Origin of the sequence: Arthrobacter sp. NPDC090010 (assembly GCF_044748305.1) — a bacterium.
Lineage (GTDB): Bacteria > Actinomycetota > Actinomycetes > Actinomycetales > Micrococcaceae > Arthrobacter_E.
Genome location: NZ_JBIVFT010000008.1, coordinates 128,855 through 154,238 on the forward strand (window position 1 = coordinate 128,855; position 25,384 = coordinate 154,238).

A 25,384-nucleotide genomic window follows, 5' to 3' on the forward strand; every position below is an offset into this window, starting at 1 on the left:
ACGTGCCGGGGAATGTGATCCACATTATACCTACTGGCCAGTAACTTAGTGCTTCGCTCCCTAGGATTGGGGTATGCGTCAATCGGCACCCGGCCTCAAGGGCAATCAGCTGCTCTCCATCGGGATCGACATCGGCGGCACGAAGGTGGCCGCCGGGCTCGTGGACCACCAGGGGCGCATCCTCCGCTCGCTGCGACGCGAGACGCCTGGCCAGGATGCGGCACGGGTCGAGGGGGTCATCGAGGAGCTCGTGGAGGAACTCAGCGTCGGCATGCGCGCCACCCCGGTAGGGATCGGCGCTGCGGGCTGGATGGACCTCGACGGCGGGACGGTCCTCTTCAGTCCTCATCTCGCCTGGCGCAATGAGCCGCTGCGGGCCCGTCTGGAGGCGAGGCTGCGACGCCGGGTCCATGTGGTCAACGACGCCGACGCGGCCGCCTGGGCGGAATGGCGCTTCGGTGCGGGCAAAGGGGAGTCGCGCCTGATCTGCATCACCCTGGGGACCGGAATCGGTGGCGGCATCGTGAACGACGGACGTCTGGAACGGGGCCGGTACGGTGTCGCGGGGGAGTTCGGGCACTCCATCATCGTCCCCGGAGGTCATCGTTGTGAATGCGGCAACCGTGGGTGCTGGGAGCAGTACGCCTCGGGCAATGCGCTCGGCCGGGAAGGACGTGAACTCGCCGGTGCGGCGTCACCCATGGCACGTGAGATCCTTCGCGCGGCGGGCGGGGAACCTCGACGGGTGACGGGGGCTCTGGTCACCTCGCTCGCCTTGGGCGGTGATCCTCAGAGCCGCGAACTCGTCACCGAGGTCGGAGAGTGGCTGGGCCTCGGCCTGGCGAATCTGTCGGCCGTTCTGGACCCGGGGACCTTCGTGATCGGCGGAGGGCTCTCCACGGCCGGGGATCTTCTCCTGGAGCCGGCCCTGCGGACCTATCGCCGCAATCTCACGGGGCGTGGATTCCGCCCGGAAGCACAGCTCAAGCTCGCGCAGCTCGGTCCCGAAGCCGGTCTGGTGGGAGCGGCCGATCTGGCCCGCAATGCGAGGTGGCGGCTACCTCTGCGCCAGACGCTCCGCCGTCGCGCGGGTCAGAGGCGCGCGCCGTCGTCGTAACGGTCCTCGTCCGAACCGTGGGGGAGGCGCCAGATCAGATAGCCCACCCCGGCTGCGAAGGCCAGAACCAGGAACCACCAGAGCACCGGCGGGGCCGAACGCCAGAAGATCAGGAACAGGACCACGAGCAACGGCGCGCCGGCGGCGCCGGCCCAGGCGAGAACCTGGCGGGGATCGGCGTTGCTGAAGACGGCCGGATCCTCCGGGACGAAGCGCTCAAGCTCCTCCTCCACCTCGGGGTCCGGTGCATAGTCCCGGGGGCCGCCCAGGGTGTCGGACGGCAGGGCGTCGCGGCCGCTCAGCCCCAGGGGATCGAAAGCGGAGAAGGCCGTCCTGTCCCCGGGAGCGGTATCGTCCGCGGCGCCACTGTCCGTGGCTTCCAGACGCGCCACCAATTCGGCCCAGACCGCGTCGTCATCGCGTGATCCACCGGACGCCGAGGAATCCGGGTCCTGGCCGTCGCGGGGGCGGCCGTTGTCAGCGTTCATGGCGGGCCGCCAGAGAATCGATGAACTCCACGGTCCCGTTGAAGATGACCGGCGCGTCGTGGTCCATGGTCGCCACGTGGAAACTGTTCTCCAGCCATTGCAGATCCAGCAGGCCGTCCTGGAGCCCGTTCTTCAAGGCCTGGACGCTGGAGTCGCCGACGATGTGATCGGTGCGCGAGCGGAAGAGCTTCACCGGCGTGCTGATCCGGGGGAGCAGTTCCCGGGTGTTAGCGAAGAGCTGATGCAATTGGTGTACCGAGGCGGTGGGGGTTCTGCTGTAGGCGCCTTCGTCGACGCCTTCCTTGACGATGTCGTTGGCGATCGACGGAGTCGACTTGACCACGAGCTTGAGCAGGCCGGCCAAGGGGGCCCGCCAGTCGTCGATGACCAGGCCCGGGTTCACCACCACGGTCCCGGCAACCGGCTTCAGCGCAGCGAGCCGGAGAGCGAGGCAGCCGCCCATCGAGAGACCGGCACTGACGATCGTGTCACAGAGGGGCACGAGCTCCTGGTACGCCCGTTCGTACTCCTGGTACCACTCCTGCCAGCCATGGGTCGCCATGTCCTCCCAGCTGGTGCCGTGCCCGGGAAGGAGGGGCATCCGGACCGCGAAACCCGCGTCGGCGAGGTGCTGGGCCCAGTCCCGGAGGCCGTGCGGGCTGCCGGTGAAACCATGGGACATGACCACGCCCACCCGGGCGCGGTCTCCATGCCCTTGGCTGCTGAAGGGTTCGTGAGAGATGCCGGACTGATCAGGGAGAGGGGCCACGCTGCTCATGACTCCATCATTCCCCAAAATCCGGCCGCGTGGGCGACGGATGCTCTGTTCGGGCGACGGATGCTCTGTGCAGTAGTCTGAGCCCAGGCGCCCGGACCCGGGGAGCTGTTCAGCGCGAACCCATCCAAGGAAGAGACGCAATGTTCTACTGGGTGATGAAGCACATCGTCATCGGGCCCCTGGTCAAACTCGTCTTCCGGCCTTGGGTCAAGGGGCTGGACAACATCCCTCGTGAAGGCGCGGCCATCCTGGCCTCGAACCATCTCTCCTTCTCCGACTCGATCTTCATGCCCTTGGAAGTCCCGAGGCCCGTGACCTTTCTGGCCAAGAGCGAATATTTCACAGGGAAGGGCCTGAAGGGGCGGCTCACCGCGGCGTTCTTCCGGATGACCAACCAATTGCCCATGGACCGATCCGGCGGGGCCGCGTCGAGCCTGTCGCTGGGCGCCGGAGCCGAGGTCCTGGGCCGGGGCGAACTCCTCGGCATTTATCCGGAAGGCACCCGCAGCCCCGACGGCCGCCTGTACCGCGGCAAGGTCGGTGTGGCACGACTTGCCCTCGAGTGCCGGGTTCCGATCATCCCCGTCGCCATGATCGGTACGGAACAAGTCCAGCCGATCGGTAAGAAGATGCCCAACATCCGGAGGATCGGTGTCATCTTCGGGGAACCACTGGACTTCACCCACCTGGCGGACCGGGCCGATGAGTATGAGGTGCAGCGCGAGGTGGTGGACACCGTGATGGAGCGACTCATGAGGCTCTCGGGACAGGACTACGTGGACAAGTACGCTGCCGCGGTCAAAGCGGAAGCCGCTGCCGCGAAGGACGGGGACGACGGACGTTCTGCGTGAGCGTGCGGCATCATGACGGCGTGTGTGAGTCCGCCCTGTGGACCGGGAACGGAAAAGGCCTGTCCGGAGTCTAGAATCTAAGGCGTGACCGACCTTTTCACCACAGCGGCCCCTGATTCCTCTGCTGCCTTCGCGGCGGCCTCCCAGAGTGGCGCCGCCGACTATCCCGGCCTGGACGACTGGCGCTCCCTCCCGATCAACCAGCAGCCCACCTGGTCCGACCCGGAGGTCTTCGAGGCTTCGGTGAAGGAGCTTTCCATCCTTCCTCCGCTGGTCTTCGCCGGCGAGGTGGACGTGCTGCGTGAGAGGCTGGCCGCGGCCGCCCAGGGCAAGGCCTTCCTGCTTCAGGGCGGCGATTGCGCCGAGACCTTCGAGGCGGCCACTGCTGACCGGATCTCCTCGCGGGTCAAGACCATCCTGCAGATGGCCGTTGTCCTGACTTACGGTGCCTCGCTGCCCGTGATCAAGATGGGGCGTATGGCCGGGCAGTTCGCCAAGCCGCGTTCCTCCAACGATGAGACCCGTGACGGAGTCACCTTGCCGGCCTACCGGGGCGACATCGTCAACGGCTATGAGTTCACCCCGGAGTCCCGGGCCCACGACGCCGGCCGTATGCTGCGCGCCTACCACACCTCGGCCTCCACGCTGAACCTCATCAGGGCCTTCACGACAGGCGGCTTCGCGGATCTTCGCCTGGTGCACCAGTGGAACAAGGGCTTCACCTCCAACCCGGCTCATGCGCGCTACGAGTCCCTGGCCAAGGACATCGACCGTGCGATCACGTTCATGCAGTCCTGCGGTGCCGACTTCGAGGCATTGCGCCGGGTCGAGTTCTTCGCAAGCCACGAGGCCTTGCTGCTGGATTACGAGCGGGCTCTGACCCGCATCGACTCCCGGACGGGCTTCCCCTACGACACCTCCTCGCACTTCCTCTGGATCGGCGAGCGGACGCGCGAGCTGGACCACGCCCACGTGGACTTCCTCTCCCGGGTCCGCAACCCGATCGGCGTGAAGCTCGGCCCGAACACCACGGGTGACGACGCGCTGCGGCTGATCGACAAGCTGGATCCGAACCGCGAGCCCGGCCGCCTGACCTTCATCACCCGGATGGGCGCCGGCAAGATCCGTGAGAACCTCCCGCCCATCGTGGAGAAGGTCACCGCCTCGGGCGCCCAGGTCCTCTGGGTCACCGATCCCATGCACGGCAACACCGTGACCAGTAAGAACGGTTACAAGACCCGTCGCTTCGACGATGTCATGGACGAGGTCCGCGGCTTCTTCGAGGTGCATGATTCTCTCGGGACCTTCCCTGGCGGTCTGCATGTGGAGATGACCGGTGACGACGTCGCCGAATGCCTCGGCGGGGCCGATCCCATCGATGAAGCTGCTTTCGAGGACCGCTACGAGTCGGTGTGCGATCCGCGCCTGAACCACATGCAGTCCCTTGAGCTGGCCTTCCTCGTGGCCGGTTCGCTCGCCAAGCGGTGAGACACTCACGTTGAGACATCCGGGCTGAGACGGCCTGGCCGTCCCGGTCGGTCTATGACGCAGCAAGAGCCCGGCCCGTGTTCGTCACGGGCCGGGCTCTTGCTGTATCGCCGAAGCCTCGGCCGGTCAGCCCGCTACGCGTTCCTCGTCCTGTTCCACCAGCTGCCGGGCGGAGAGCTCGGCGAAGGCACCGCCGGCGGCGCGCAGTTCAGGCGCGGTGCCGCGCTCCAGCACGCGGCCGCCGTCGAGCACCACGATCTGTTCCGCCTCCTCCACGGTGGAGAGCCGATGCGCGATGGTCAACGTGGTCCGGGTCGCGGCGAGGTGGTCCAGTGCTGCCTGCACCTGAGCCTCAGTCGTGTTGTCGAGCGCGCTCGTGGCCTCATCGAGGACCAGCACCCGCGGGTTGCGCAGCAGAGTGCGCGCGATCGCCAGACGTTGCTGTTCACCGCCGGAGAAGCGATGGCCGCGGGCACCCACCATGGTGTCCAGTCCGGCCGGCAGGCTCTTGATCAGCTCGGCGATCCGAGCCGCCTCCAGAGCGTCCCAGAGGACCTCGTCCGAGGCCTCCGGCGCGGCGATCCGGAGGTTGTCCCGCACCGAGGCGTGCACGAGATAGGTCTCCTGGGAGACGATGCCGACGATGGCGGCCAGGTCTTGGAATCGCATGTCCCGCACGTCGACGCCATCGATCGTCACCCGGCCGGAACCGGCCTCGTTCAGGCGGGGGAGCAGCGATGCGAGAGTGGACTTCCCCGAGCCGGTCTGGCCGACGACGGCGGTGGTCGTCCCGGCGGGGATGGTCAGGTCCACCCCGTGGAGGATGTTCCCGTCACGCGCGCCGTAAGCGAAGTCGACATGTTCGAAGCGCACTTCGCCGCGGACCGTCGCCAGATCGATGCTCACAGGGTGCTCGGGCTCCTTGATCTCCGGTTCGAGATCGAGCCATTCGAAGATGCGGGAGAAGAACGCCATGGCGGTCACCCACTGCACCCCGACGCTCATCAGTCCCATCACCGGCCGGAAGAGTCCTGACTGCAGAGCCGTGAAGGCCACGATGGTTCCGATCGAAAGGTCCATTCCTCCGACAGGAAGACCTGCCGCGAGGTAGATGACCGCAGGGATCGCGGCGAAGACGATCTGCATGGCGGCCATCCGCCACCGCCCGGCGAGCTGAGAGTGCATCTCGAGATCGGCGAGCTCCCGGCTGGCGTCGGAGAAGCGGTCGGCGTCCCGGGCCGTGGAGCCGATGGTCTTCGCGAGCCTGATTCCCGAGACCGAGAGCCCTTCGTCCACGTAGGTCTGCAGTTGGGCCATCTTGGCCTGCTGCTTGACCGTGATGTCGCGGCGCTGCAGGGCGACGCGGCGGGCGACCCAGATGGAGGGCGGCAGCACGATGAGCGAGACGATGCTGAGCCAGGGGGAGAGGGCCACCATGGCGATCACGGTGCCGATGGCCGTGGTGACGTTGGAGGCCACCGCTGTCGCGGTGTTGGTGACCAGATTCTGCATGCCGTTGATGTCGTTGGTCATGCGTGACTGGACTTCACCGCCGTGCGTGCGGGTGAAGAATCCGAGCGACTGGGCCTGGAGATGACCGAACAGTCTGGTGCGCAGATCGTGCATCACCCCCTGGCCGATCCGGGTGGAGATCCAGGTCTGCCAGACGCCGATCACGGCGGTGACGGCGGCCACCCCGATCATGGCGAGGACGAGAGACGTCAGCAGGCCGACGCGGCCGTGGGGCAGGGCGTCGTCGATCACCCCGCGGACCAGGAAAGGCTGGAAGAGGGAGACGATGGAGCTTCCGGTGATCAGCAGGACCACGAGAAGCAGGGGACCTTTGTACGAGGCGAAGAGTGCGGCGATGCGCCGCTTGCTCACCGGGTGCTGATTGAGCTGACTGAGGTCGGCTTTGCTCACGCGGCCGGGACCACCCGGACGTCCGCCGCCCACGACGGGTGTGTGGGGGACTGTTCCATGACTCATCAGAGGACCTCCTTCCTGTGCTGGACATGCCGGCGGGGATGACCGGCTTCGATAAGGAGGTTACCTCCGTATATCGATCTTGTAAAGAGGTTACCTCTCTATCTTTCCTTGGGGCGCTCCGTTGCCTACAGTGTGAACATGATTTCCGACCGCATGGAGCTCGCCGATCTGGTCCATTCCGTCTCGCGTGGACTGCGCAGGAGCTGGATGGCGGATCTGGCGCCGTTCGGCATCTCACCGCATCAGTGGAGGGCGTTGCACGCGATCGTCTCCCATGACGGCGAGCCCCCGCGTCAGCGGGACGTGGCTGCGATGCTGAGAATCGCCCCGCGGTCCGCCGCTGAGGTGATGACCCAGCTGGAGGCCGAAGGGCTCATCGTCAGGTCCCCGGACCCCATGGACGGGCGGGCCGTCCTGCTCGCGGCCACCAAAGAAGGCCATGAGCTGGAGCAGCGCATCCGTGCCGTCCGCTCGCAGCGGGGGGATGAGTACTTCCAGACACTCGGAGCCGAAGAGCGGGAGGTGCTGAAGAGGCTGCTGGGCTCGCTGCTGGAGGCGCACCCCGGTTTCGACGCAGGCTGGCTGCATGGCAAGGGGCCGAAGCCGGACGACGGCACGGCCCCCGGCGGCAGAGGAGACCGCTAAGCGACGGTGATGGTGACGGTGGAGCCCTCGGGCTGCTCGCCCGTCTTGTCCTGACCTGCGACGAGCCCGAAGATGGCCCGCCCGTAGGTGTAGTCCTTCTTGACCGTGAACCCGGCGTCCTGAAGCAACTGCACCGCGTCCTTCTCAGACTTGCCGAAGACGTTGGGCACCTGGACCATCCGAGGGCCCTTGGAGATCGTGAGCGTCACCGTCTGGCCCTTGATGAGCGTTCCGCTGCCGGGCTTCTGCGCGGCGACCTTGCCCGCCGGCACATCCTTGCTGAACACGGGGTCCGGGGCGACGGAAGCCTCGAGGCCGAGGGCCTGGATCTTCTGGCTCGCTTCATCCTGCCCGAGGCCGAGCACGCTCGGAACGGGGATGGGCTGCGGTCCCTTGGACACCACCAGATTGACCGCGGCACCGCGCCGGAGCTGGGCCCCGGTGCCAGGGTCCTGGCTGATGATCTGCCCGCTGGGCACCGAATCACTGAAGCCCTGAGCCACGGCGCCGGGGGCGAGGTTCGCCGCGCTCAACGCGTTGCGCGCCGCTTCGAGGCTCTGACCTGTCAGCGTGGGCACGGCGAACAGCTGAGGCCCTTTGGAGACGAGCAGTTGCACGCCCTCGAATTTGCGGATGACGCTTCCGGCCGGTGGCTGCGTCGCGACCACGAGGCCCCGTCCGATCTTGTCGTCGAAGACCGTCTGCTCGGTGGCGGAGACCCCGTAGCCGGCGAGGATGTCCGAGGCCTGTTCCGCAGGCTGGTTCTTCAGGTCCGGAAGAGTGACCTGCGCGCCAGGCCCCATGCCGAAGAACCATCCGCCTGCGGCGATCAGGAGGGCGAGCAGCACGAGCAGTACCGCCCAGATCGCGCCGCGCCGTCGTGGGTTGCCCGGGCGGAGCTGATGAGTGGGCGTGGCGAGAGCCTTCTGGCGTCTGCGCTCCGTCTCTTTGTCCTGTTTGCGCTGCTGCCGCTTGTTCAGCGGAACCTCTGCGGCGTCCTGAGCGGGCAGGACCGTCGTCGCGTTGCCAGGAGTGAAGGGGGACAGAATCGTCGTCCTCGGATCCGCGCCGAGCACTTCAGTGGCGCTGCCCGCGCCGAGGAGCCGGGTCGCCCCCTGAGCGTCGAGTGCCTCGGTGGGCGCGCCGTCGTCCTGGACGGCAGGCCGGGCGGGGGCGGGCAGGTCCAGTGCGAATGCCGGAAGGGAGGCTGCCACATGCCGCAGTTCGCCGAGGAAGGCCCCGGCATCGATCGGCCGCTCATCGGGATCTTTGGCCGTGGCCCAGCGCACCAGCTCGTCGAAGTCCTGGGCCAGGCCGGGCCGGCTGAGGGAAGGCAACGGGACTTCGTCGTTGACGTGCTGGTAGGCCACCTGGATGGGCATCTCGCCGCTGAAGGGCACTGAGCCGGTGAGCAGTTCGTAAAGGAGGATGCCGCAGGAGTACACGTCGCTGCGGGCGTCGGCGTCCTGGCGCTGGAAGAGCTCAGGGGAGAGGTAGGCGGCAGTGCCCAGGAGTTCCCCGGTGCTGGTCCGTGAGCTGGCCTGCCGGGCCAGCCCGAAGTCGCTGATCTTCACCGTGCCGTCCTGCGAGATCAGAATGTTCTCCGGCTTGACATCCCGATGAATCAGACCCGCCTCGTGCGCGGCTGCCAGGCCTTCGAGCGCGGGGGCGAGGTAGCTGACGGCGACCCGGGGGGTGAGTGCCCCCTCGCTGCGGATGACATCACGGAGCGTGCGTCCCTGGATGTACTCCATCACGAGGTAGGTGAGGCGCCCATGCCGTCCGTGGTCCAGGACCGAGACGACGTGCGGGTGCGAGAGCCGGGCCGAGGAGCGGGCTTCCTGGGTGAAACGCTCCACGAACGCCTCATCCGAGGCCAGCTGGGGGTGCAGGACCTTCAGGGCCACGGGCCGTTCCAGACTGATGTGCAGGGCCTTGTAGACGGTGGACATTCCACCGTCGGCGATGCGGTCGAGGACGCGGTAGCGGTTGTCCACGACCGTGCCGATCAACGGGTCTTCAGAGCGGTTTTGCACCCTTCGATCCTAGTTCGTCATGGACCAGGGGCCCGGTACGACTCGTACCGGGCCCCTGGTGAAGTGGTCTGAAACTCAGCGGAAGGTGGCGCGGTGGGCCTTGATCGCCGCCACATACGCCTTGGTGTCCTTGTACATCCCGTTCTTCTCCACGGAGTACTGGCCCTGGTAGTAACCGGCGATGGCGTAATCCGTGTTCTTGCTGGTCTGCAGGAGGGAACGGATGATGGCGACGCCTGCCGTCGCGTTGTCATACGGATCCAGGAGGTTGAGCTTGCGCCCCACGAGCTGGCCGGCCCACTCGCCGGAGCTCGGGATGACCTGCATGGTGCCGATCGCGTTCGCAGGGGAGACTGCGCGCTGGCTGAAACCGGATTCCTGGTAGGCGAAGGCCAGTGCCAGTGCCGGTTCCACGCCCATGCGCCGGGCGGTGTCCGCAACGATCTGCTGCATCTGTGCGCGGGTGGGCACCGGTGCGGCGTTCAGGAGGGCCTTGTTGCGGTTGGCCGAGTTGACCACCGCGGCCGGGTACTTGTACCCGAGGAAGGAGTCCGGCACGAGGTTCGAACCGGCAGAGCCGGTGGAGCCGGACGACGCGGGGGCGCCGGAGAGCCGGAGCTTCTGGCCCGGGTAGATGATCGAGCTCATCGAGAGGCGGTTCGCACTGAGCAGCGAGCTCAGGGAGACCTTGTGCCGCGCCGCGATGGCACCGAGCGTGTCGCCGGCCTTGACCGTGTAGCTGGAGCCGCTGGACGCGGGAGCACCCGTGCTGGGCGTGGACGGCGACCCGGAGGACTGCGGGACGACCGCCGATGAGGCGGAGACCTTGATCTTCTGGCCCGGGAAGATGATCGAGTTCATGCTCAAACGGTTCCAGGACAGGATCGAACTGAGCCGCACGCCGTGGCGCATGGCGATGGCCCCGAGCGTGTCGCCGGCCTTGACCGTGTAGCTGGAGCCGCTGGACGCGGCGGTGGCAGGGGCCTTGGGAGCGCTTGTGGCCGGGCCGGACTTCAGCCGGATGACCTGGCCCGGGTAGATGATCTGCGTTGCACGCATCTTGTTGAGGTTCAGCAAGGCGGTCAGGCTCAGGCCGTGACGGTGCGCGATCCCGCTCATGGTGTCTCCGGCGACGATCCGATAGGTGCTCGGGACGGCACGCAGCGCGACCTGAAGATTCTGCGGAAGGGAGGATGCGACCTGGCTGACCGGGAGCAGAGCCGCGGCGCTGCGTCCGGCGATTGCCGCCTCAAGCCCTCGGGGGAGCTGCTTGGCGGGGGTCTGGGTCTGCGGTTCCATGGCCTGTGCGGGCTGCGCGAGGGCCAGGGAGGAAACGACGACGGCGGGGAGCGCCGCAGTGGCAACGGCAGCGGTCGTCAGCGAACGGTTCTTCGGCGATGTGGGGCTCGTCATTCAGTTTCGTCCTTGGCGTCAGGGCCGCATGCCTGAAGAGGGGAGACGGGCATGTGACCTGTGGTGCGTATGTGAAAGTTGAGTAGTCGTGTTGAAAATGTGACCAATGTGAATCTCTCATGAAAATGGCGCTAGCACAAGAAACGGTGAATCGACTGGCTGTTTTCCGGGTGTGTCGTGTATAGGGTGTTCGTCGTCCGGCTAGGTGCGGCGCACCAGATCGTGGCACCCTTGAAGAGTGAGCAATATTGAAGCCCTGGTGGGCGAATGGCTGCCGTTGCCGGATGTGGCGGAAGTACTGGATGTGAAGATCTCCCGGGTCCACGGACTGATCGATGAGCGAGTGCTCGTGGCCTTGAGGGTCGGGGAACGGAAGATCCGCAGTGTTCCCGCCGAATTCGTGCGGGACGGAGAGATCCTGGACTCTCTGAAGGGGACCATCGCGGTGCTGACCGACGCCGGTTTCACCGATGAAGAGCTCCTCGTGTGGCTCTTCACGGAGGACGAGTCGCTGCCCGGACGGCCCGTGGACGCACTGCGGGCAGGACGGAAGACGGAGATCCGCCGCCGGGCGTCCGCGCTGGCCTGGTGACTCGGCGTCTTTGAACACGGCCCCGCAATCACGTCAGCGGGTGCCAGAACATACAGAGGAGGGGCCGGTCAGCCGGCCCCTCCTCTGTATCCGTATCCGTGGCGGAGCTCTCTACGCCTGGCGTTTGACGGCGGACTCTCCCAGCTGACGCAGTGCTTCCCGGGCGAGTTCTGGAATCGGCAGTTCCTCAAGAGCGGCATGACTGGCGGTGCCGAGCGCTGTGATCTCGGACTCGACAGCCGCAAGCGCCCCGGACTCCAGCAGCGCCTCCCGAATGGACGCGACGTCGTCGTCCGTGATGCTGTCCTGGCCGAGCCGGGACTCCAGGAGCGCCACCTGTTCCTGGGTGCCGAGCTCACGGAGGAACGCGACCAGAAGAGTGCGCTTCCCTTCGCGCAGGTCATCGCCGGCCGGTTTCCCCGTGGTGTCAGGGTCGCCGAAGACCCCCAGGACGTCGTCCCTCAGCTGGAATGCCTCCCCGAGGGGCAGGGAGAACCGGGCGAGTTCATCCAGCAGCAGCTCGGGGGCGCCGGCAATGGCCGCTCCGAGCGCCAGAGGGTGCTCGGTGGAGTACTTGGCGGATTTGAAGCGCAATACGGTGCGGGCGCGTGCCGCTGCGCCGGTGACGGTGCGCTGCGGTCCGGCGACCTCTTCCAGGATGTCCAGATACTGCCCTGCCATCACCTCGGCTCGCATCCGGTTGAAGATGGTGCGGGCGGTCGTCCCGAACGCGGTCGGCGTGCCGACCGCCGAGAACGCCTCCTCGCTGAAGGAGAGGCACATGTCCCCGGTCAGGATGCCTGCGGCGTCCCCGAATCTCACCGGATCCAGCTGCCAGCGCTCCACGGCGTGGCGGTCCGCGAAGGCCTGGTGGACGCTCGGGCGCCCGCGCCGGGTGGCGGAACGGTCGATGATGTCGTCGTGGATGAGGGCGGCGCCCTGGAACAGCTCAAGGGCCACGCCCGCCTGCACCGCGGCGGAGGATCCGGCCTCGCCGCCCGCGGCTCGGAAGCCCCAGTAGGCGAGCAGGGCGCGCATCCGCTTGCCGCCGCTGACCAAGGTGGCGATGGAGTCCAGCAGAGGGGCGACGTCTTCGGAGATGCCCGAGACCAGATCGCGCTGGCGATCCAGGAAGGAGTCCAGTTCAGTGTTGAGCGCGTTGACGAAATCAGCCTGTTCGGTGGCCAATGCACTCATGAGCTCAGCGGTCACTTGACGCTGCCCGCCTTCACGGTTGCACCGATCGTCACGGTGCTGCCGCCGGCGACGGGCGTGACGCTCAGGCTGATGGTCTCGTCACCGTTGCTGCGCACGAAGGTCTTGGTGAGAACTCCGGAGACGGTGACCGCCGGCGGAGCCTTGAAGCCCAGCGCGGTGAAACGCGCCGAGTAGAAGGAATCCACGGCTTCGGGCTTGGCGGGCACGGTGGCATTCAGCGCGATGTCGGTGAAGTCGTTCCGCGGGGTCACGGTGCCACTGGCGTCGTGGGCTCCCGGCATCAAAGGAAGGAGCGTGCGGGGGAATCCTGCGGGCAGCGCGGACGCCGCGCTGGTGGGTGACGCTGAGACGAATGACGACGGCGAGGTGTCGGGTTGGCTGGATCCGGTGGACGAAGGTTCGGGCGACGGTGTTGCGGCCGGCGAGCAGGCGCTCAGCGCGACGGTGAGAACGGCCGATGCCAGGAGGCCCAGAGCCTGGGACTTCGGATGCTTGCTCAATCGGTACTCCTCGCGTCGTGGATCGTGGCGGCCCGGGATCGGCCGGTGGCGCATTCCTATTTTAGATGGCCGCGGCGGACTGTCCGACCCCGTGGCTAGCATGGATGGCATGGACTCGGAGGAACGTGAGCGGTGGAGGCGGTGCAGCATCCTCCACGTGGACATGGACGCCTTCTTCGTCTCCGTCGAACAGCGGGAGCAGCCGGCCCTGATGGGCAAGCCGGTCATCGTGGGGGTGCCGGCCGAGCGTTCGGTGGTCCTCTCGGCCTCCTATGAGGCGCGGGCATTCGGTGTGCGTTCGGCGATGCCCATGTCCCAGGCGTATGCGCGCTGTCCGCAGGCCATCGTGGTCCGCCCCCGCCATGAGCTGTACTACCAGGTTTCAGGCGAACTGATGCAGATCTTCCGCTCCTATACGGACGCCGTGGAGCAGCTCAGCGTGGACGAGGCCTTCCTCGACGTCGCGGGCGCCCTGCGCAGGGTGGGGACCCCTGTTCACATCGCAGAAGACATCCGACGGAGGGTGCGCGCCGAACTGGGTGTTCCCGCTTCCGTCGGCATCGCGGGAACCAAATTCCTCGCCAAGATCGCTTCCACCCGTTCCAAGCCCGATGGACTGCTGGTGATCGAACCGGAGAAGCAGATCGAGTTCCTGCACTCACTGCCGGTCAACGCCCTCTGGGGTGTGGGCGGGAAGTTCGAGCAGCAGCTGGCCCGTCTCGGCATCACGACGGTCGCCGACGTCGCTGCGACACCGCTTCCCGTCATGCGGAAGGCCTTCGGAGCCATGGGGGAGCACGTCCATGAGCTCGCCTGGGGCCGGGACCCCCGGAAGGTCACGCCGGTGAGAACAGACAAGAGCATGAGCGCGGAGACGACGTTCGCCGAGGACGTGAGCGATCCTGAGGTTCTGCACCGCGCCCTTCTCTCGCTCTCGCATCGGGTGGGCCGCCGGCTCCGGGCCGGCGGAGTGAGCGCGGGTGGGATCGCGCTGAAGCTCAGATACGCCGATTTCAGCACCATCAGCAGAAGCAGACGGCTGGACTTTCCCACGGACTCCGCCTCCAAGCTCTACGAGGTGTCGAAGCATCTGCTGGAATCGGTGGGCAGGCTTCCTCAATCGGTCCGTCTGCTGGGTGTCCGCGCCGATCATCTGCAGGAGTCGACCGGCAGCGTGCAGCTGACGATCGACCGTCAGGACGAGAACTGGCGGAAGGTCGAGAAGAGCCTGGACGAGGTGTGGACCAAGTTCGGGGCGGCCGGACTGACGCCCGCCCGCCTCCTGCACCGCGCCGCTCCGCCGGAGGAAAGCCGTCGGGATCAGGAGGAGTGAGGAGGTTCATGTGTCCAGGACCCTCTCCCCACTTTCACCTGCGCCGGTACAGGCCTAAAATTAACAGTGAGGGAACTTCCCACGCGAGACTTACGTTGCTAGAACAGTGGCACCAGGACTCAGCCGTTGGCGCCTGTAGATGAGGAGGTCGTCATGCCGCTCTCGGAGCATGAACAGAGACTGCTGGAGCAGCTTGAGCGCCAGTTGCAGGAAGACGACCCCAAGTTCGCCAGTCAGATGGAACAGGGCGCCGCTCACCGTTGGTCCACCAAGCGCGTGGTCATCGGTGCCTTCGCGGTCGTTGCCGGAATACTCATCCTCCTGCTCGGAGTGAGCCTTAACAACATCGTGATCGGCGTGGTGGGATTCCTCGCCATGGGTGCCGGGGTGTACTTCGCCACGAGCAAGGCCAAGGGTGCCGGTCCGGCCGGGAAGACCGCCCCGTCCCGTCCTCAGCGCCAGAAGTCCGGTTTCATGGAGGATCTTGAACATCGCTGGGAGCAGCGTCGACGCGATGAGCCGTGAGCCGCGGCTGACGACGCCCCGTTTTTTCACGAGGTGACAGTCCTCCTCAGGAGATGACAGTCCGCTCCTGAGGAAGCCGCTCCGTTCAGGGAGCCTGCCGAACGGCAGGCTCCTTTTTTCGTGCCCGGAACAGACTCGATCCGGCTGCTTCACCATGCTCCCTGAACTCCTCCACTTCGCTCCCCGGGTTCCTCCACTTCGCCCCCCGACGCGTGAAAACGGCGGCTCGGCGTCCCCAAACGGGTCCTCCAGGGCAGTTCGGGGCCGGCTGACGTTCGCGGGTCCTAAAATCCCTCCACTTCTCACCACGCCCCCCATTCCCAGTGCTGGCGCGGAAACTGAAAAGGCAACACGCTGGAAAAACACCGCTGCGGCGTTGACTGTGGTTGGAAGTGGAGTAGAGTGGAGGCAGTAAGAGGGTAGTGGCGGCACTCGGGGTAGTACGGCAGCTTTCGACTGATCGGTGGTGAGGCAGTGTTCCTTGGCACTCATTCACCGCGTCTGGACGAAAAAGGCCGCATCATCCTGCCGGCGAAATTCCGTGACGAATTGGCCAATGGCCTGGTCCTCACCCGAGGCCAGGAGCGCTGCATCTACGTCTTCAGTCAGAAAGAGTTCGAGAGTATTCACGAGCAGATGCGGCAGGCTCCACTGTCCAGCCGCCAAGCCCGCGACTACATGCGTGTCTTTCTGTCCGGAGCCTCTGACGAGGTACCTGACAAGCAGGGGAGGGTGACCATCCCTCCCGCTCTGCGGGCCTACGCGGGCCTCGACCGGGAACTGGCCGTGATCGGCGCAGGAACCCGGGCCGAGATCTGGGATGCCCAGGCTTGGAACGACTACCTCACGGAGCAGGAGAACTCCTTCTCCGATACGGACGAAGACGCGATCCCCGGGATCTTCTGACGAAGACCCGGACCGCGTCCTGGACGAGATCTCCAGCCGCCCAAGGCCGGTCGTCCTGGCTCACCTTCCCCTGAGCCAGGCAGACGGGCTTGCGGCGCGGATGGGGATCCCGCTCAGGACTCGGTATGCAACAGGACGAGAACGCAGGCGGCACGAGACGGCGGCAGGAGATCACATGGCGGAGATGAGCGGGCCCAAGCCCACCTCCGAACGTCACATTCCTGTCCTCAAAGAACGTTGCCTCATGTTGCTGGCCCCCGGCTTCGACGCCGCACGGGAGCGTGGGGAGCGCCCCGTCGTCATCGACGCCACCCTCGGCATGGGCGGTCATTCCGAAGCTTTACTGGAACGCCACGAGGATCTTCACCTGATCGGCATCGACCGCGATGAGGAGGCACTGGCTTTGGCAGGGGAGCGCCTGAGCCGGTTCTCCGGGCGGACGAGTCTGGTCCATGCCGTCTACGACGAGATCGCGGACGTGCTTGAGGACCTGGGTATCGACAAGGTGCATGGCATCCTCATGGATCTCGGGGTGTCCTCGCTTCAGCTCGACGAACGGGAGCGGGGATTCGCCTACTCCTACGACGCGCCGCTGGACATGCGGATGGACACCAGCCGCGGTATCACGGCGGCCGACGTCGTCAATGACTATGAGGAATCGGAACTCGTGCGCATCATCCGAGCGTGGGGCGAGGAGAAGTTCGCGGGCCGGATCGCTCATAGCATCGTGGCGCGCCGCGCCGAGCAGCGCTTCGAAACCACCGGTGAACTGGTGGAGGCCATTCGAGCAGTGGTCCCCGCAGCAGCGGCCCGGCAAGGGGGACACCCCGCCAAGAGGACCTTCCAGGCCCTCCGGATCGAAGTCAATGAAGAACTGGATGTCCTGCAGCGGGCCGTTCCGGCCGCCGTCGACGCCACGGCGATCGGGGGGCGGGTCGTGGTCATGTCGTATCACTCGCTCGAAGACAAGATCGTCAAGCGCGTGTTCCAGTCCCGGTCGACCTCCTCGGCGCCTCCCGGATTCCCCGTGGAGCTCGAGGAGCACAAGCCGGAACTGAAAACCATCACCAAGGGCACCGAACAGCCCACCGAAGAAGAGATCGCAGAAAACCCCCGTGCAGCGTCGGCCCGCCTCCGTGCGACCGTTCGCATCAGGGACAGGAGAACGGCATGAGCTCGACGAACATCAGCCTGACTGCCCGGACCGTGGGCAACACGGCGCGAAAGCTTGCGGCACCCGCCCCGGCGCGTGAACGCAAGCGGACGCCGCTCGTCGTCGTCCGCTCGGCACCGCGCCGTCGCCCCATGCTGTTCGTGATCTCCTGCTTCGCTGTTCTCGCTGCTGCTCTCGTCGGAGTTCTGCTGCTGAACATCCAGCTGTCCCAGGGCCAGTACGACATCGTGCAGCTCAAGGCGCAGCAGTCCTCGCTGAGCAAGAGCAACCAGGAACTGACGCAGGAGGTTCAGAACTTCACCGCGCCGCAGAACCTGGCTGCCAAGGCCGGCGAACTGGGCATGGTCCAGTCCGCGGGGCAGGCTCAGATCGACCTCGACCGGTTGACCGTCAGCGGCAAGGGTGTCCCCGCCGCCAAGGATTCCAAGGACAAGCTCGTCCGCATCGCCGCGCCGGAGATCGCCGGACAGCTGAGCGTGGTTCCTTCCACCGTGGTCCCGGACAAGAGTTCGGCGGCGAAGACCGACGGCGAGAGCAAGACCACGGCCCAGGCTCCGGCAGTTCCTCAGGTTCCTGCGGTTCAATTGAACGGAGGCTCCGTCCCTGCCCCAGCGCAGCGGACGCCGGGCAACTGAGAGACGGCCGGAAGGCCTGATATCCCAGACAGGCAGCGAGAGGGCATGGCGTGGTGAGGACCGGTACGAAGAAGCAGAGCGGTTCGAGGCGAGTGCAGCTGAGACTCCGCATCGGTCTCGGCGTCATGCTCACGCTCCTGCTGGTGGTCGGCGGGCAGCTGGTTCTGATCCAGGGCTTCGGTGTGGGAGGCCTCGCGGCCAAGGCGGAGAGCCAGCGTTCTCAGACCGTCACCCTGCCGGCCCAGCGAGGCTCGATCGTCGACGTCAAAGGCAATGTGCTCGCGAACTCGATCATCCGCTACAACGTGGTGATCGACCCTCAGCTGAACACCAAGACCGAGAGTTTTGAGCGACGCGACCCCAACGACCCGAAGAAGGTCGTGGAGGTCAGCCGGGACCAGGGACTCAAGGAACTGGCCGCGCTGCTCAAGCAGAACGTGGACGACCTGAAGAAGGCCGCCACCGGTGACTCGCGGTACGCGCCACTGGCCAAAGGCGTGAAGCCTGAGGTCGCCGACCAGGTCATGGCACTGCGAATCCCGGGTGTCGTCACACAGGGCACCAGCCAGCGGGTCTACCCCGACGGAGCCGTCGCGGGCGGCATCGTCGGATTCCTCAAGGACGGCCAGACCGGCGTCGCGGGGATCGAGCAGACCCAGAACACCGAACTTCAGGGCACGGACGGATCACGCAGCTACGAGATGGGTGCGGATGGCCTGGTCATCCCGGTGGCTCCTGACAAGATCACGCCGGCCCAGAACGGCAAGACCGTCCGGCTCACGATTGACCGCGATCTTCAGTACTACGCCCAGCAGGTCGTCCAGACCCGAGTGAAGAGCACGGGAGCGGAGTGGGGCACCGCGGTGGTCATGGAGGCCAAGACCGGCAACATCGTGGCCATGGCCGACAGCAACACCCCCGATCCCAACAACCCCGGCGGGGTGGATGCCGCAGACCGCGGTATCCGGGCCGTCGAAGCGGCCGTGGAACCCGGCTCGGTCGAGAAGACCCTCGTCGCGGCGGCTCTGATCGAGAGTGGCAAGTCCACCCCGATGGAGCAGTTCACCATCCCGAACGAATACACCGTCAACGGACAGACCTTCGCGGACTCCTTCGACCACCCCACGTTCCACCGGACGCTGGCCGGCATCCTCGGTTACTCGCTCAACACCGGAACGGTCATGGCCGGACAGCGTCTGGACAAGCAGGAGCGCTACGACTGGCTCAAGCGCTTCGGCATCGGACAGACACCGGACATCCCTCTGCCGGGTGTGGCCCAGGGCATCCTGAGCAAGCCGGACACCTGGGACGGCCGACAGGAATACACCGTGCTGTTCGGCCAGGGCGTCTCACAGTCGGTGCTGCAGACGGTCTCCGCCTACCAGAGCATCGCCAACGACGGCGTCATGCTCAAGCCGCGTCTGATCGACGCCTACATCGATCAGGACGGAACGGTGGAGAAGACCCCGGTCCAGACGGAACGCCAGGTGATCTCCAAGAGCACCGCCCAGCAGACCAAGGACATGCTGGAAAGCGTTGTCACGGCCGGTGAATGGAAGGACGCCCAGATCCCCGGTTACCGCGTGGGCGCCAAGACCGGCACCTCCGAATCGCCCTGTGACAACGGTCGGCCCGGCTTCTGCGGCTACACGGCATCGATCGTGGGCATGGCGCCCATGGATGACCCCAAGTACATCGTGGAGGTCCTGATCCAGCGTCCGAAGACGAACATCATGGGCATCGACGGTGCGGACCTCTTCCGCGACATCATGGGCCAGGCCCTGCGGATGAACAACGTCGCCCCGTCCACCGGCAAGCCCGTCCACCTGGACCAGTACGGTCCGGGCGGGTCCGACGTCACCGGTAAGTGACGTCGCCGCGGAAGCGGCCATCCAGCGATACACCCCTCAAGAGCAGCATCCATTGGAGCAGAACGTGTCAGAGCAAGAAACAAGCGCACCTGCCGCGTCCGGGAACGGGCCCGTGTCCAGGGCGTTCCGGCCGCCGGTGTCCCCGGCGATCCCTTTGCCGGAACTGGCGCGCCATCTCGGCCTGCCTGATGATGCTCCGTCCGCCGTCACCGTCTCCGGCATCAGCAATGACTCCCGGGCGATCCTGCCGGGCGACCTCTACGCGGCCTTGCCCGGCGCCCATCGCCATGGTGCGGCGTACGGTGCCCAGGCCGTTTCCAGTGGTGCCGTCGCGATCCTCACCGACGATGAGGGTGCCCGGCTTCTCGGTGAGCAGGACGTTCCGGTGCTCATTCACCCGGAGCCTCGCAGCGTGCTCGGGGCACTCGCGGCCTTGATCTACGGGAACGGTCCCGAGGACGGCCTGCTGCGCTTCGGCGTGACGGGAACGAACGGCAAGACCACCACGAGCTACTTCGTCAACGCCTTGCTGCGGGGTCTGGGCGTCACCCCAGGCCTGATCGGGACCATCGAGATCCTCGCGGGCGGGGAAGCCATCCCGAGCGTGCTGACCACGCCGGAATCCAGCGACGTGCATGCCCTCATGGCCGGAATGCGTCAGCGTGGTCTCGGTGCGGTGACCATGGAGGTCTCCTCACATGCGCTTCAGTTCCACCGGGTGGACGGGGTGAGGTTCGACGTCGTCGGTTTCACGAATCTCACTCAGGACCATCTGGATCTGCACGGCAGCATGGAGGAGTACTTCGCCGCCAAGGCCCTGCTGTTCACCCCTGAGAGGGCCGATCGGGGAGTGGTGATCGTCGACGAGGAATGGGGCCGTCGTTTCGCCGCGGCCAGCCGGGTCCCGGTGCTCCGTCTGGCCGTCGACAATCCTTCCGCGGAGGCCGAGTGGCGTGTCAGCGATGTCGTCAGCCACGGTGCACTCGGCTCTGAGTTCACCCTGAGTGGACCTCAGGGGGCGAGCCTCCGGGCTCGCGTGCCCCTGCCTGGTGGTTTCAACATCGCCAACGCGGCCCTCGCGGTGCTGATGGTTCTCCAATCAGGTGTGAGCCTCGAGCGGCTGTCGGGTCTTCTGGCCGGGGAGTCGGCTCTGGACGTTCAGGTTCCCGGCAGGATGCAGCTGCTGGCCACCGAGCCCCGCGCCATTGTGGACTTCGCCCACAACCCCGACGCGCTGGAGCGTGCGCTCCGGGCGGTGCGCGCCCCCGACGGAGACGGACGGGTGATCCTGGTCTTCGGTGCCACCGGTGAACGTGACGCGGTCAAGCGCCCGATCATGGGCGCCACGGCAATCCGCAATGCGGACGTGGTGATCGTCACGGACGACGACCCGCATGATGAGGAACCCGAGGGCATCCGGGCGGCCGTATTGGCCGGTGCTGAGGAGGCCCGTTCGAGCGAGTTCCCCGGGGTCCTGCTTGAAGAGGTCTTCCCTCGTGATCTCGCCATCCAGCGGGCCGTTGAACTCGCAGGAGAACAGGACACGATCCTCGTGGCAGGCCGGGGCCACGAGGTCTGGCAGGAGGTCAAGGGAGTGAACATCGCCCTTGATGACCGGGTGGAACTGAGGGCCGCGCTGACGGCGCGTGGTTTCCGAGTTTTGGCAACGAACGACTAGGCTCCTAGACGAGATGATTGACTTCACCGCGGCAGAAATCGCCCAGATCACGGGCGGCGAGCTGGCCGCCAACCCCCATCTTTCACCGAGCTCCGTGGTCACGGACTCCCGCGAGGCGAGCCCGGGTGCTCTCTACGTGGCCAAGGCCGGAGAGCACGCCGACGGGCATGACTTCATCGCCGCGGCGTTCTCCGGCGGAGCCGTTCTGACCCTGGCCGAGCGTGAGGTGCTGGACCCCGACGGGCTGCCCTATCCCAGTGTGATCGTCCAGGACGCCGTGCTGGCGATGGGTGCTCTGGCCTCCGCTGTCGTCGAGCGCATCCGTCAGGAGCGCGCCGCCCGTGGCGAGGACTTCTCGGTGATCGGCATCACCGGTTCGGCCGGCAAGACCACGACCAAGGATCTGCTCGCGGGGATTCTGGGCGCCCAGGGTGCCACCATCGCCCCGCAAGGCTCCTACAACGGTGAGATCGGCGTGCCGCTGACCGTCTTCTCGGCCGATGCCGGCACCCGTTATCTCGTGATCGAGATGGGTGCGACCGGAGTGGGCCACATCCGGTACCTCTGTGACATGGTGCGGCCGGACACCGGCGTCGTGCTCTGTGTCGGGACGGCCCACGCCGGCGAATTCGGTGGTGTGGAGAACATCGCACTGGCCAAGGGCGAGATGGCCGAGGCCATCCCTGCGGACGGCCGGGTCATCCTCAACACCGACGACGCGCGTGTGGCCGCCATGAGCTCCCGCGCCACCGCTCCCGTCTGGGGTTTCAGCGCCGACGGGGATCCCCAGGCCGCGTTCCGGGCCGAAGATCTCACCCTTGACGACGACGGCCAGCCGGTCTTCACACTCGTGTTCCCGGACGGGTCGGCTCACCCGATCGCCTCCCGGCTGATCGGGCTGCATCACGTGAACAACCTTCTCGCCGCCGCTGCGGCGGCCTACGCCGTCGGCGTCGGTCCGGAGGCCATCGCCCACTCGCTGAGTGAGCAGAAGGCCGCCAGCCGGTGGCGGATGGAGCGCACGGAGCGTCCTGACGGCATCACGGTCATCAACGACGCCTACAACGCGAACCCCGAGTCGATGCGTGCGGCCTTGAAGACCCTGGCCCAGCTGGGGCGGCAGCGGCGGACCTGGGCAGTGCTGGGCGCGATGCTCGAACTCGGTGACGAGTCGATCCGTGAACACACCGCCATCGGCACCCAGGTGGTCCGGCTGAATATCGACCAGCTCCTGGTGGTGGGCAAGGAAGCGCGCGCGCTGTACATCTCCGCCATCAATGAAGGCTCGTGGGGGAGCGAGGCGCTCTTCGCTGCCGACCTCGACGAGGCGGAGGAGATCCTCGGAGAGCATCTCCAAGCCGGCGATCTGGTGCTGTTCAAGTCTTCCCGGAACGTCGGGCTGAGGCATCTGGGCGATCGGATAGCATTACGGGGACAGGCCGCTCCGGCTGAGTCGGCGTCCCCTTCAACGCAGGAAAAGACGTTCGGTGGGGAAGAGAAGGGACAGCTGTGATCGCACTCTTGACTGGCGCCGGTATGGCCTTGCTCTTCTCCCTGGTCGGCACGCCGGCCTTCATCAAGCTTCTGGTCCGTCGCGGATACGGACAGTTCATCCGTGATGACGGGCCCACCTCGCACCACACCAAGCGGGGCACGCCCACCATGGGTGGAGCCGTCTGGGTGGCGTCAGTGGTCGCGGCCTATTTCCTCACTCACCTGCTGATGTGGATCATCAATCCGCATGTGGCGGGCCCCTCGGCTTCCGGCTTGCTCCTGCTGGGCCTGACCGTCGGCATGGGCCTGGTGGGGTTCCTGGACGACTTCAAGAAGATCTCGAAGCAGCAGAGCCTCGGCCTGACCGCACGGGGAAAGCTGATCCTCCAGGGCGTGGTCGGCATCAGCTTCGCCTTGCTCGCGCTGGCCTTCCCCGATGAGAACGGCCTGACTCCGGCGTCGTTCAACATCTCGCTGGTCCGTGACATCCCGTGGCTCAACCTCGCCTTCGGCGGGACGGTGCTGGGCGCCGTGCTGTTCGTGATCTGGTCCAATTTCCTGGTCACGGCCGCCTCGAACGGTGTGAACCTCACGGACGGCCTGGACGGCCTGGCGTCCGGTGCCGCGATCATGGTGTTCGGCGCCTACACGCTCATCGGGATCTGGCAGCGCAAGTACGCCTGCTCGGTGGTCGGGCCCGGGAACGGCACCTGCTACGAGGTCCGTGATCCGCTGGATCTGACGATCCTGGCGGCCATCATGAGCGCCGCGTTGGTGGGCTTCCTCTGGTGGAACACCAAGCCGGCCAAGATCTTCATGGGCGACACCGGCTCGCTGGCCATCGGTGCGGCCGTCGCCGGATTCGCCATCCTGACCCGGACCGAGCTGCTCCTGGCGGTGATCGGCGGTCTCTTCGTGATCATCTCGCTGTCCGTGATCCTTCAGGTCGGTTACTTCAAGCTCAGCGGAGGCAAACGCATCTTCAAGATGGCACCGCTCCAGCATCACTTCGAGCTCAAGGGCTGGCAGGAGACCACCGTGGTGGTCCGGTTCTGGATCCTGGCGGGTCTTTTCGTGGGCCTCGGCCTGTGCATCTTCTACGCCGAATGGGTGGCGGCCCTGTGAGTGAGGACGTTGCTCTCGCTGCACGGCTGGACACACTGCGTTCCTGGGACGCCGACTGGGCTGGTCTGCGCGTGGTCGTCACCGGCATCGGCGTCTCCGGTTTCGCCGCGGCTGACACGCTCATCGAATTGGGCGCCAAGGTCGTCGTGGTGGACGGCTCCACCTCGGACACCGCGCAGGCTCAGGCCGACACCCTCAGGATCGTCGGCGCCGTCGACGTCCTGCTCGGAGCCGAGGCCGTGGAGCATCTGCCGCTCGTCGACGGTGAACCGGCCGAGCTCGTGGTGACCTCGCCCGGCTGGCGGCCGGACCAGGCGCTGCTGGCGGAGGCCGCGCGTCGTCATGTGCCGGTCTGGGGCGATATCGAACTCGCCTGGCGATTGAACGTGCGGGCCGGGCGCAAGACCCCGGAATGGCTCGCCATCACCGGGACCAACGGCAAGACGACGACGGTCGGCATGACCGCCTCGATCCTGCAGGCCGCCGGCCTGAAGGCCATCGCCGTCGGCAACGTCGGAACGCCCGTGCTGGACGCACTGCGTGACCCGGTGGAGTACGACGTCTTCGCCGTCGAGCTCTCCAGCTTCCAGCTGCATTGGAGCCATTCGCTCTCACCGCTGGCCAGCGTCTGCCTGAACGTCGCAGAGGACCACGTCGACTGGCACGGATCGTATGAGGCCTATCTTGCCGACAAGGCGAAGGTCTACGGCAATACCAAGGTCGCGGCGATCTACAACGCGGAGCAGCGCGAGACCGAGGCCATGGTCGAGGAGGCCGATGTGGTCGAAGGCTGCCGTGCCGTGGCCTTCACCACCGGTTCCCCGGGTCTGAGCATGCTCGGCGTGGTCGAGGATCTTCTCGTCGACCGGGCGTTCATCGAGTCGCGCCGCGACTCGGCACAGGAGCTGGCCACGCGGGCCGATCTCGGACCTGTCGCCCCGCGCCACACGGTCGCCAACGCGCTGGCCGCAGCCGGGCTGGCTCGGGCCTACGGCGTGGAGCCGGACGCCGTGCAGCAGGGCTTGAGGTCCTACCTGCCGGGAGATCACCGCATCCAGCCCGTGGCGAAGCAGGACGGCGTGCTGTGGATCAACGACTCCAAGGCCACCAACCCGCACGCCGCCGACGCGGCGCTGGCAGCGTTCAAGGATGTCGTCTGGATCGCCGGGGGACTGGCCAAGGGTGTTCAGTACGATGAACTGCTGGACCGGCACCGGGACCGGATCAAGACCGTGGTGCTGATCGGGGCGCGCAGCGACGAACTGCGTGAAGCCCTCGCCCGTACCCTTCCGGAGACTCCTGTGGTGGAGACTCTGGAGGACGGGTCTGCCCCCGACGACGGCGAAGCCGCCATGCGTCGCGCCGTCGCGATCGCGCGGGAGCGCGCCGTTTCCGGCGACACGGTGCTGATGGCGCCGGCGTCGGCATCAATGGATCAGTTCGTCTCCTATGCCCACCGCGGCTCGGCGTTCATCGACGCCGTGCGCGAGGTGGTGCTGGGACAGGCAGGCGAAACCGAGGAGTAGGC

Annotated in this window: 22 protein-coding genes; 15 read left to right on the forward strand and 7 right to left on the reverse strand. The window is 66.5% G+C overall.

Translation table 11 applies throughout. The annotated features are described in order from the left end of the window. The first annotated feature begins 73 nt into the window (after positions 1-73). Positions 74-1,117, forward strand: coding sequence for an ROK family glucokinase (locus ACIPXZ_RS13035; RefSeq protein WP_400594911.1), 1,044 nt, complete (start codon positions 74-76; stop codon positions 1,115-1,117). On the opposite strand, the gene ACIPXZ_RS13040 is transcribed toward ACIPXZ_RS13035, so the two are convergent. Further along, complete coding sequence (locus ACIPXZ_RS13040) at positions 1,093-1,605, reverse strand: hypothetical protein (RefSeq protein WP_400594913.1); 513 nt, start codon at positions 1,603-1,605, stop codon at positions 1,093-1,095. The genes ACIPXZ_RS13035 and ACIPXZ_RS13040 overlap by 25 nt on opposite strands. Next, positions 1,595-2,383, reverse strand: coding sequence for an alpha/beta hydrolase (locus ACIPXZ_RS13045; protein ID WP_400594916.1), 789 nt, complete (start codon positions 2,381-2,383; stop codon positions 1,595-1,597). Before ACIPXZ_RS13045 ends, ACIPXZ_RS13040 begins: the two co-directional genes overlap by 11 nt. A gap of 140 nt (positions 2,384-2,523) precedes the next feature. Between ACIPXZ_RS13045 and ACIPXZ_RS13050 the strand changes: the two genes are divergently transcribed. Both ACIPXZ_RS13050 and ACIPXZ_RS13055 read left to right on the forward strand, forming a co-directional pair. Beyond that, a complete protein-coding gene (locus ACIPXZ_RS13050) occupies positions 2,524-3,234 on the forward strand; it encodes a lysophospholipid acyltransferase family protein (RefSeq protein ID WP_400594919.1) in 711 nt (236 codons plus the stop codon). A gap of 84 nt (positions 3,235-3,318) precedes the next feature. Next, a complete protein-coding gene (locus ACIPXZ_RS13055) occupies positions 3,319-4,722 on the forward strand; it encodes a class II 3-deoxy-7-phosphoheptulonate synthase (protein ID WP_400594922.1) in 1,404 nt (467 codons plus the stop codon). 126 nt (positions 4,723-4,848) lie between these two features. Here ACIPXZ_RS13055 and ACIPXZ_RS13060 read toward each other — a convergent pair whose 3' ends face one another. Then, positions 4,849-6,711, reverse strand: coding sequence for an ABC transporter ATP-binding protein (locus ACIPXZ_RS13060; RefSeq protein ID WP_400594925.1), 1,863 nt, complete (start codon positions 6,709-6,711; stop codon positions 4,849-4,851). Between the two features lie 138 nt (positions 6,712-6,849). On the opposite strand from ACIPXZ_RS13060, the gene ACIPXZ_RS13065 reads away from it, so the two are divergent. Further along, on the forward strand, positions 6,850-7,356 hold the full coding sequence (locus tag ACIPXZ_RS13065; protein ID WP_400594928.1) for a MarR family winged helix-turn-helix transcriptional regulator: 507 nt from the start codon (positions 6,850-6,852) through the stop codon (positions 7,354-7,356). Here ACIPXZ_RS13065 and pknB read toward each other — a convergent pair. Together pknB and ACIPXZ_RS13075 are read right to left on the reverse strand one after the other, a co-directional pair. Further along, the gene (gene pknB / locus ACIPXZ_RS13070; RefSeq protein WP_400594931.1) at positions 7,353-9,392 is read right to left on the reverse strand and encodes a Stk1 family PASTA domain-containing Ser/Thr kinase; all 2,040 of its coding nucleotides are present in this window, start codon (positions 9,390-9,392) and stop codon (positions 7,353-7,355) included. The two genes, ACIPXZ_RS13065 and pknB, sit on opposite strands and share 4 nt — an antisense overlap. 75 nt (positions 9,393-9,467) lie before the next feature. After that, positions 9,468-10,805: a LysM peptidoglycan-binding domain-containing protein gene (locus ACIPXZ_RS13075; RefSeq protein ID WP_400594934.1), complete on the reverse strand. Its 1,338-nt coding sequence runs from the start codon at positions 10,803-10,805 to the stop codon at positions 9,468-9,470. Positions 10,806-11,043: 238 nt separating this feature from the next. On the opposite strand from ACIPXZ_RS13075, the gene ACIPXZ_RS13080 reads away from it, so the two are divergent. Next, positions 11,044-11,397, forward strand: a complete 354-nt coding sequence (locus ACIPXZ_RS13080; protein WP_400594937.1) for an Rv2175c family DNA-binding protein — start codon at positions 11,044-11,046, stop codon at positions 11,395-11,397. Between the two features lie 111 nt (positions 11,398-11,508). Here the strand turns inward: ACIPXZ_RS13080 and ACIPXZ_RS13085 are convergent, their stop codons facing one another. Together ACIPXZ_RS13085 and ACIPXZ_RS13090 are read right to left on the reverse strand one after the other, a co-directional pair. Beyond that, a complete protein-coding gene (locus ACIPXZ_RS13085) occupies positions 11,509-12,594 on the reverse strand; it encodes a polyprenyl synthetase family protein (protein WP_400595049.1) in 1,086 nt (361 codons plus the stop codon). Positions 12,595-12,605: 11 nt separating this feature from the next. Next, complete coding sequence (locus ACIPXZ_RS13090; protein ID WP_400594940.1) at positions 12,606-13,115, reverse strand: hypothetical protein; 510 nt, start codon at positions 13,113-13,115, stop codon at positions 12,606-12,608. 109 nt (positions 13,116-13,224) lie between these two features. Between ACIPXZ_RS13090 and dinB the strand changes: the two genes are divergently transcribed. The 10 genes from dinB (at position 13,225) to murD (ending at position 25,382) form a co-directional block, all read left to right on the forward strand. After that, positions 13,225-14,448, forward strand: a complete 1,224-nt coding sequence (dinB, locus tag ACIPXZ_RS13095) for a DNA polymerase IV (RefSeq protein WP_400594942.1) — start codon at positions 13,225-13,227, stop codon at positions 14,446-14,448. A 153-nt stretch (positions 14,449-14,601) separates the two neighbouring features. After that, entirely contained in the window at positions 14,602-14,973 is a 372-nt protein-coding gene (locus tag ACIPXZ_RS13100) for a DUF3040 domain-containing protein (protein WP_400594945.1), read from the forward strand. A 474-nt stretch (positions 14,974-15,447) separates the two neighbouring features. Continuing rightward, positions 15,448-15,879 carry a division/cell wall cluster transcriptional repressor MraZ gene (mraZ, locus tag ACIPXZ_RS13105; RefSeq protein ID WP_400594948.1) on the forward strand — a complete coding sequence of 144 codons (432 nt, stop codon included), beginning with the start codon at positions 15,448-15,450 and terminating at the stop codon, positions 15,877-15,879. Positions 15,880-16,054: 175 nt separating this feature from the next. Continuing rightward, complete coding sequence (gene rsmH / locus ACIPXZ_RS13110; protein WP_400594951.1) at positions 16,055-17,053, forward strand: 16S rRNA (cytosine(1402)-N(4))-methyltransferase RsmH; 999 nt, start codon at positions 16,055-16,057, stop codon at positions 17,051-17,053. Continuing rightward, on the forward strand, positions 17,050-17,688 hold the full coding sequence (locus ACIPXZ_RS13115) for a hypothetical protein (RefSeq protein ID WP_400594954.1): 639 nt from the start codon (positions 17,050-17,052) through the stop codon (positions 17,686-17,688). The genes rsmH and ACIPXZ_RS13115 overlap by 4 nt, the downstream gene beginning before the upstream one ends. 53 nt (positions 17,689-17,741) lie before the next feature. Next, complete coding sequence (locus ACIPXZ_RS13120) at positions 17,742-19,559, forward strand: peptidoglycan D,D-transpeptidase FtsI family protein (protein ID WP_400594957.1); 1,818 nt, start codon at positions 17,742-17,744, stop codon at positions 19,557-19,559. Positions 19,560-19,623: 64 nt separating this feature from the next. Next, a complete protein-coding gene (locus ACIPXZ_RS13125) occupies positions 19,624-21,237 on the forward strand; it encodes a UDP-N-acetylmuramoyl-L-alanyl-D-glutamate--2,6-diaminopimelate ligase (RefSeq protein ID WP_400594960.1) in 1,614 nt (537 codons plus the stop codon). A 13-nt stretch (positions 21,238-21,250) separates the two neighbouring features. Continuing rightward, positions 21,251-22,750 (forward strand): UDP-N-acetylmuramoyl-tripeptide--D-alanyl-D-alanine ligase, encoded by a 1,500-nt coding sequence (murF, locus tag ACIPXZ_RS13130; RefSeq protein WP_400594963.1) that lies wholly within the window; start codon positions 21,251-21,253, stop codon positions 22,748-22,750. Further along, complete coding sequence (mraY, locus tag ACIPXZ_RS13135) at positions 22,747-23,856, forward strand: phospho-N-acetylmuramoyl-pentapeptide-transferase (RefSeq protein ID WP_400594966.1); 1,110 nt, start codon at positions 22,747-22,749, stop codon at positions 23,854-23,856. The genes murF and mraY overlap by 4 nt, the downstream gene beginning before the upstream one ends. Continuing rightward, positions 23,838-25,382 carry a UDP-N-acetylmuramoyl-L-alanine--D-glutamate ligase gene (gene murD, locus ACIPXZ_RS13140; protein WP_400594969.1) on the forward strand — a complete coding sequence of 515 codons (1,545 nt, stop codon included), beginning with the start codon at positions 23,838-23,840 and terminating at the stop codon, positions 25,380-25,382. The genes mraY and murD overlap by 19 nt, the downstream gene beginning before the upstream one ends. The last annotated feature ends 2 nt before the right edge of the window (positions 25,383-25,384 follow it).

Bases quoted from the DNA above. Each gene is read 5' to 3' on its own strand.
- ACIPXZ_RS13035 (WP_400594911.1), top strand. From the start codon at position 74: ATGCGTCAATCGGCACCCGGCCTCAAGGGCAATCAGCTGCTCTCCATC.
- ACIPXZ_RS13040 (WP_400594913.1), bottom strand. From the start codon at position 1,605: ATGAACGCTGACAACGGCCGCCCCCGCGACGGCCAGGACCCGGATTCC.
- ACIPXZ_RS13045 (WP_400594916.1), bottom strand. From the start codon at position 2,383: ATGAGCAGCGTGGCCCCTCTCCCTGATCAGTCCGGCATCTCTCACGAA.
- ACIPXZ_RS13050 (WP_400594919.1), top strand. From the start codon at position 2,524: ATGTTCTACTGGGTGATGAAGCACATCGTCATCGGGCCCCTGGTCAAA.
- ACIPXZ_RS13060 (WP_400594925.1), bottom strand. From the start codon at position 6,711: ATGAGTCATGGAACAGTCCCCCACACACCCGTCGTGGGCGGCGGACGT.
- ACIPXZ_RS13065 (WP_400594928.1), top strand. From the start codon at position 6,850: ATGATTTCCGACCGCATGGAGCTCGCCGATCTGGTCCATTCCGTCTCG.
- ACIPXZ_RS13075 (WP_400594934.1), bottom strand. From the start codon at position 10,805: ATGACGAGCCCCACATCGCCGAAGAACCGTTCGCTGACGACCGCTGCC.
- ACIPXZ_RS13085 (WP_400595049.1), bottom strand. From the start codon at position 12,594: ATGAGTGCATTGGCCACCGAACAGGCTGATTTCGTCAACGCGCTCAAC.
- dinB (WP_400594942.1), top strand. From the start codon at position 13,225: ATGGACTCGGAGGAACGTGAGCGGTGGAGGCGGTGCAGCATCCTCCAC.
- ACIPXZ_RS13100 (WP_400594945.1), top strand. From the start codon at position 14,602: ATGCCGCTCTCGGAGCATGAACAGAGACTGCTGGAGCAGCTTGAGCGC.
- rsmH (WP_400594951.1), top strand. From the start codon at position 16,055: ATGGCGGAGATGAGCGGGCCCAAGCCCACCTCCGAACGTCACATTCCT.
- ACIPXZ_RS13115 (WP_400594954.1), top strand. From the start codon at position 17,050: ATGAGCTCGACGAACATCAGCCTGACTGCCCGGACCGTGGGCAACACG.
- murF (WP_400594963.1), top strand. From the start codon at position 21,251: ATGATTGACTTCACCGCGGCAGAAATCGCCCAGATCACGGGCGGCGAG.
- murD (WP_400594969.1), top strand. From the start codon at position 23,838: ATGGGTGGCGGCCCTGTGAGTGAGGACGTTGCTCTCGCTGCACGGCTG.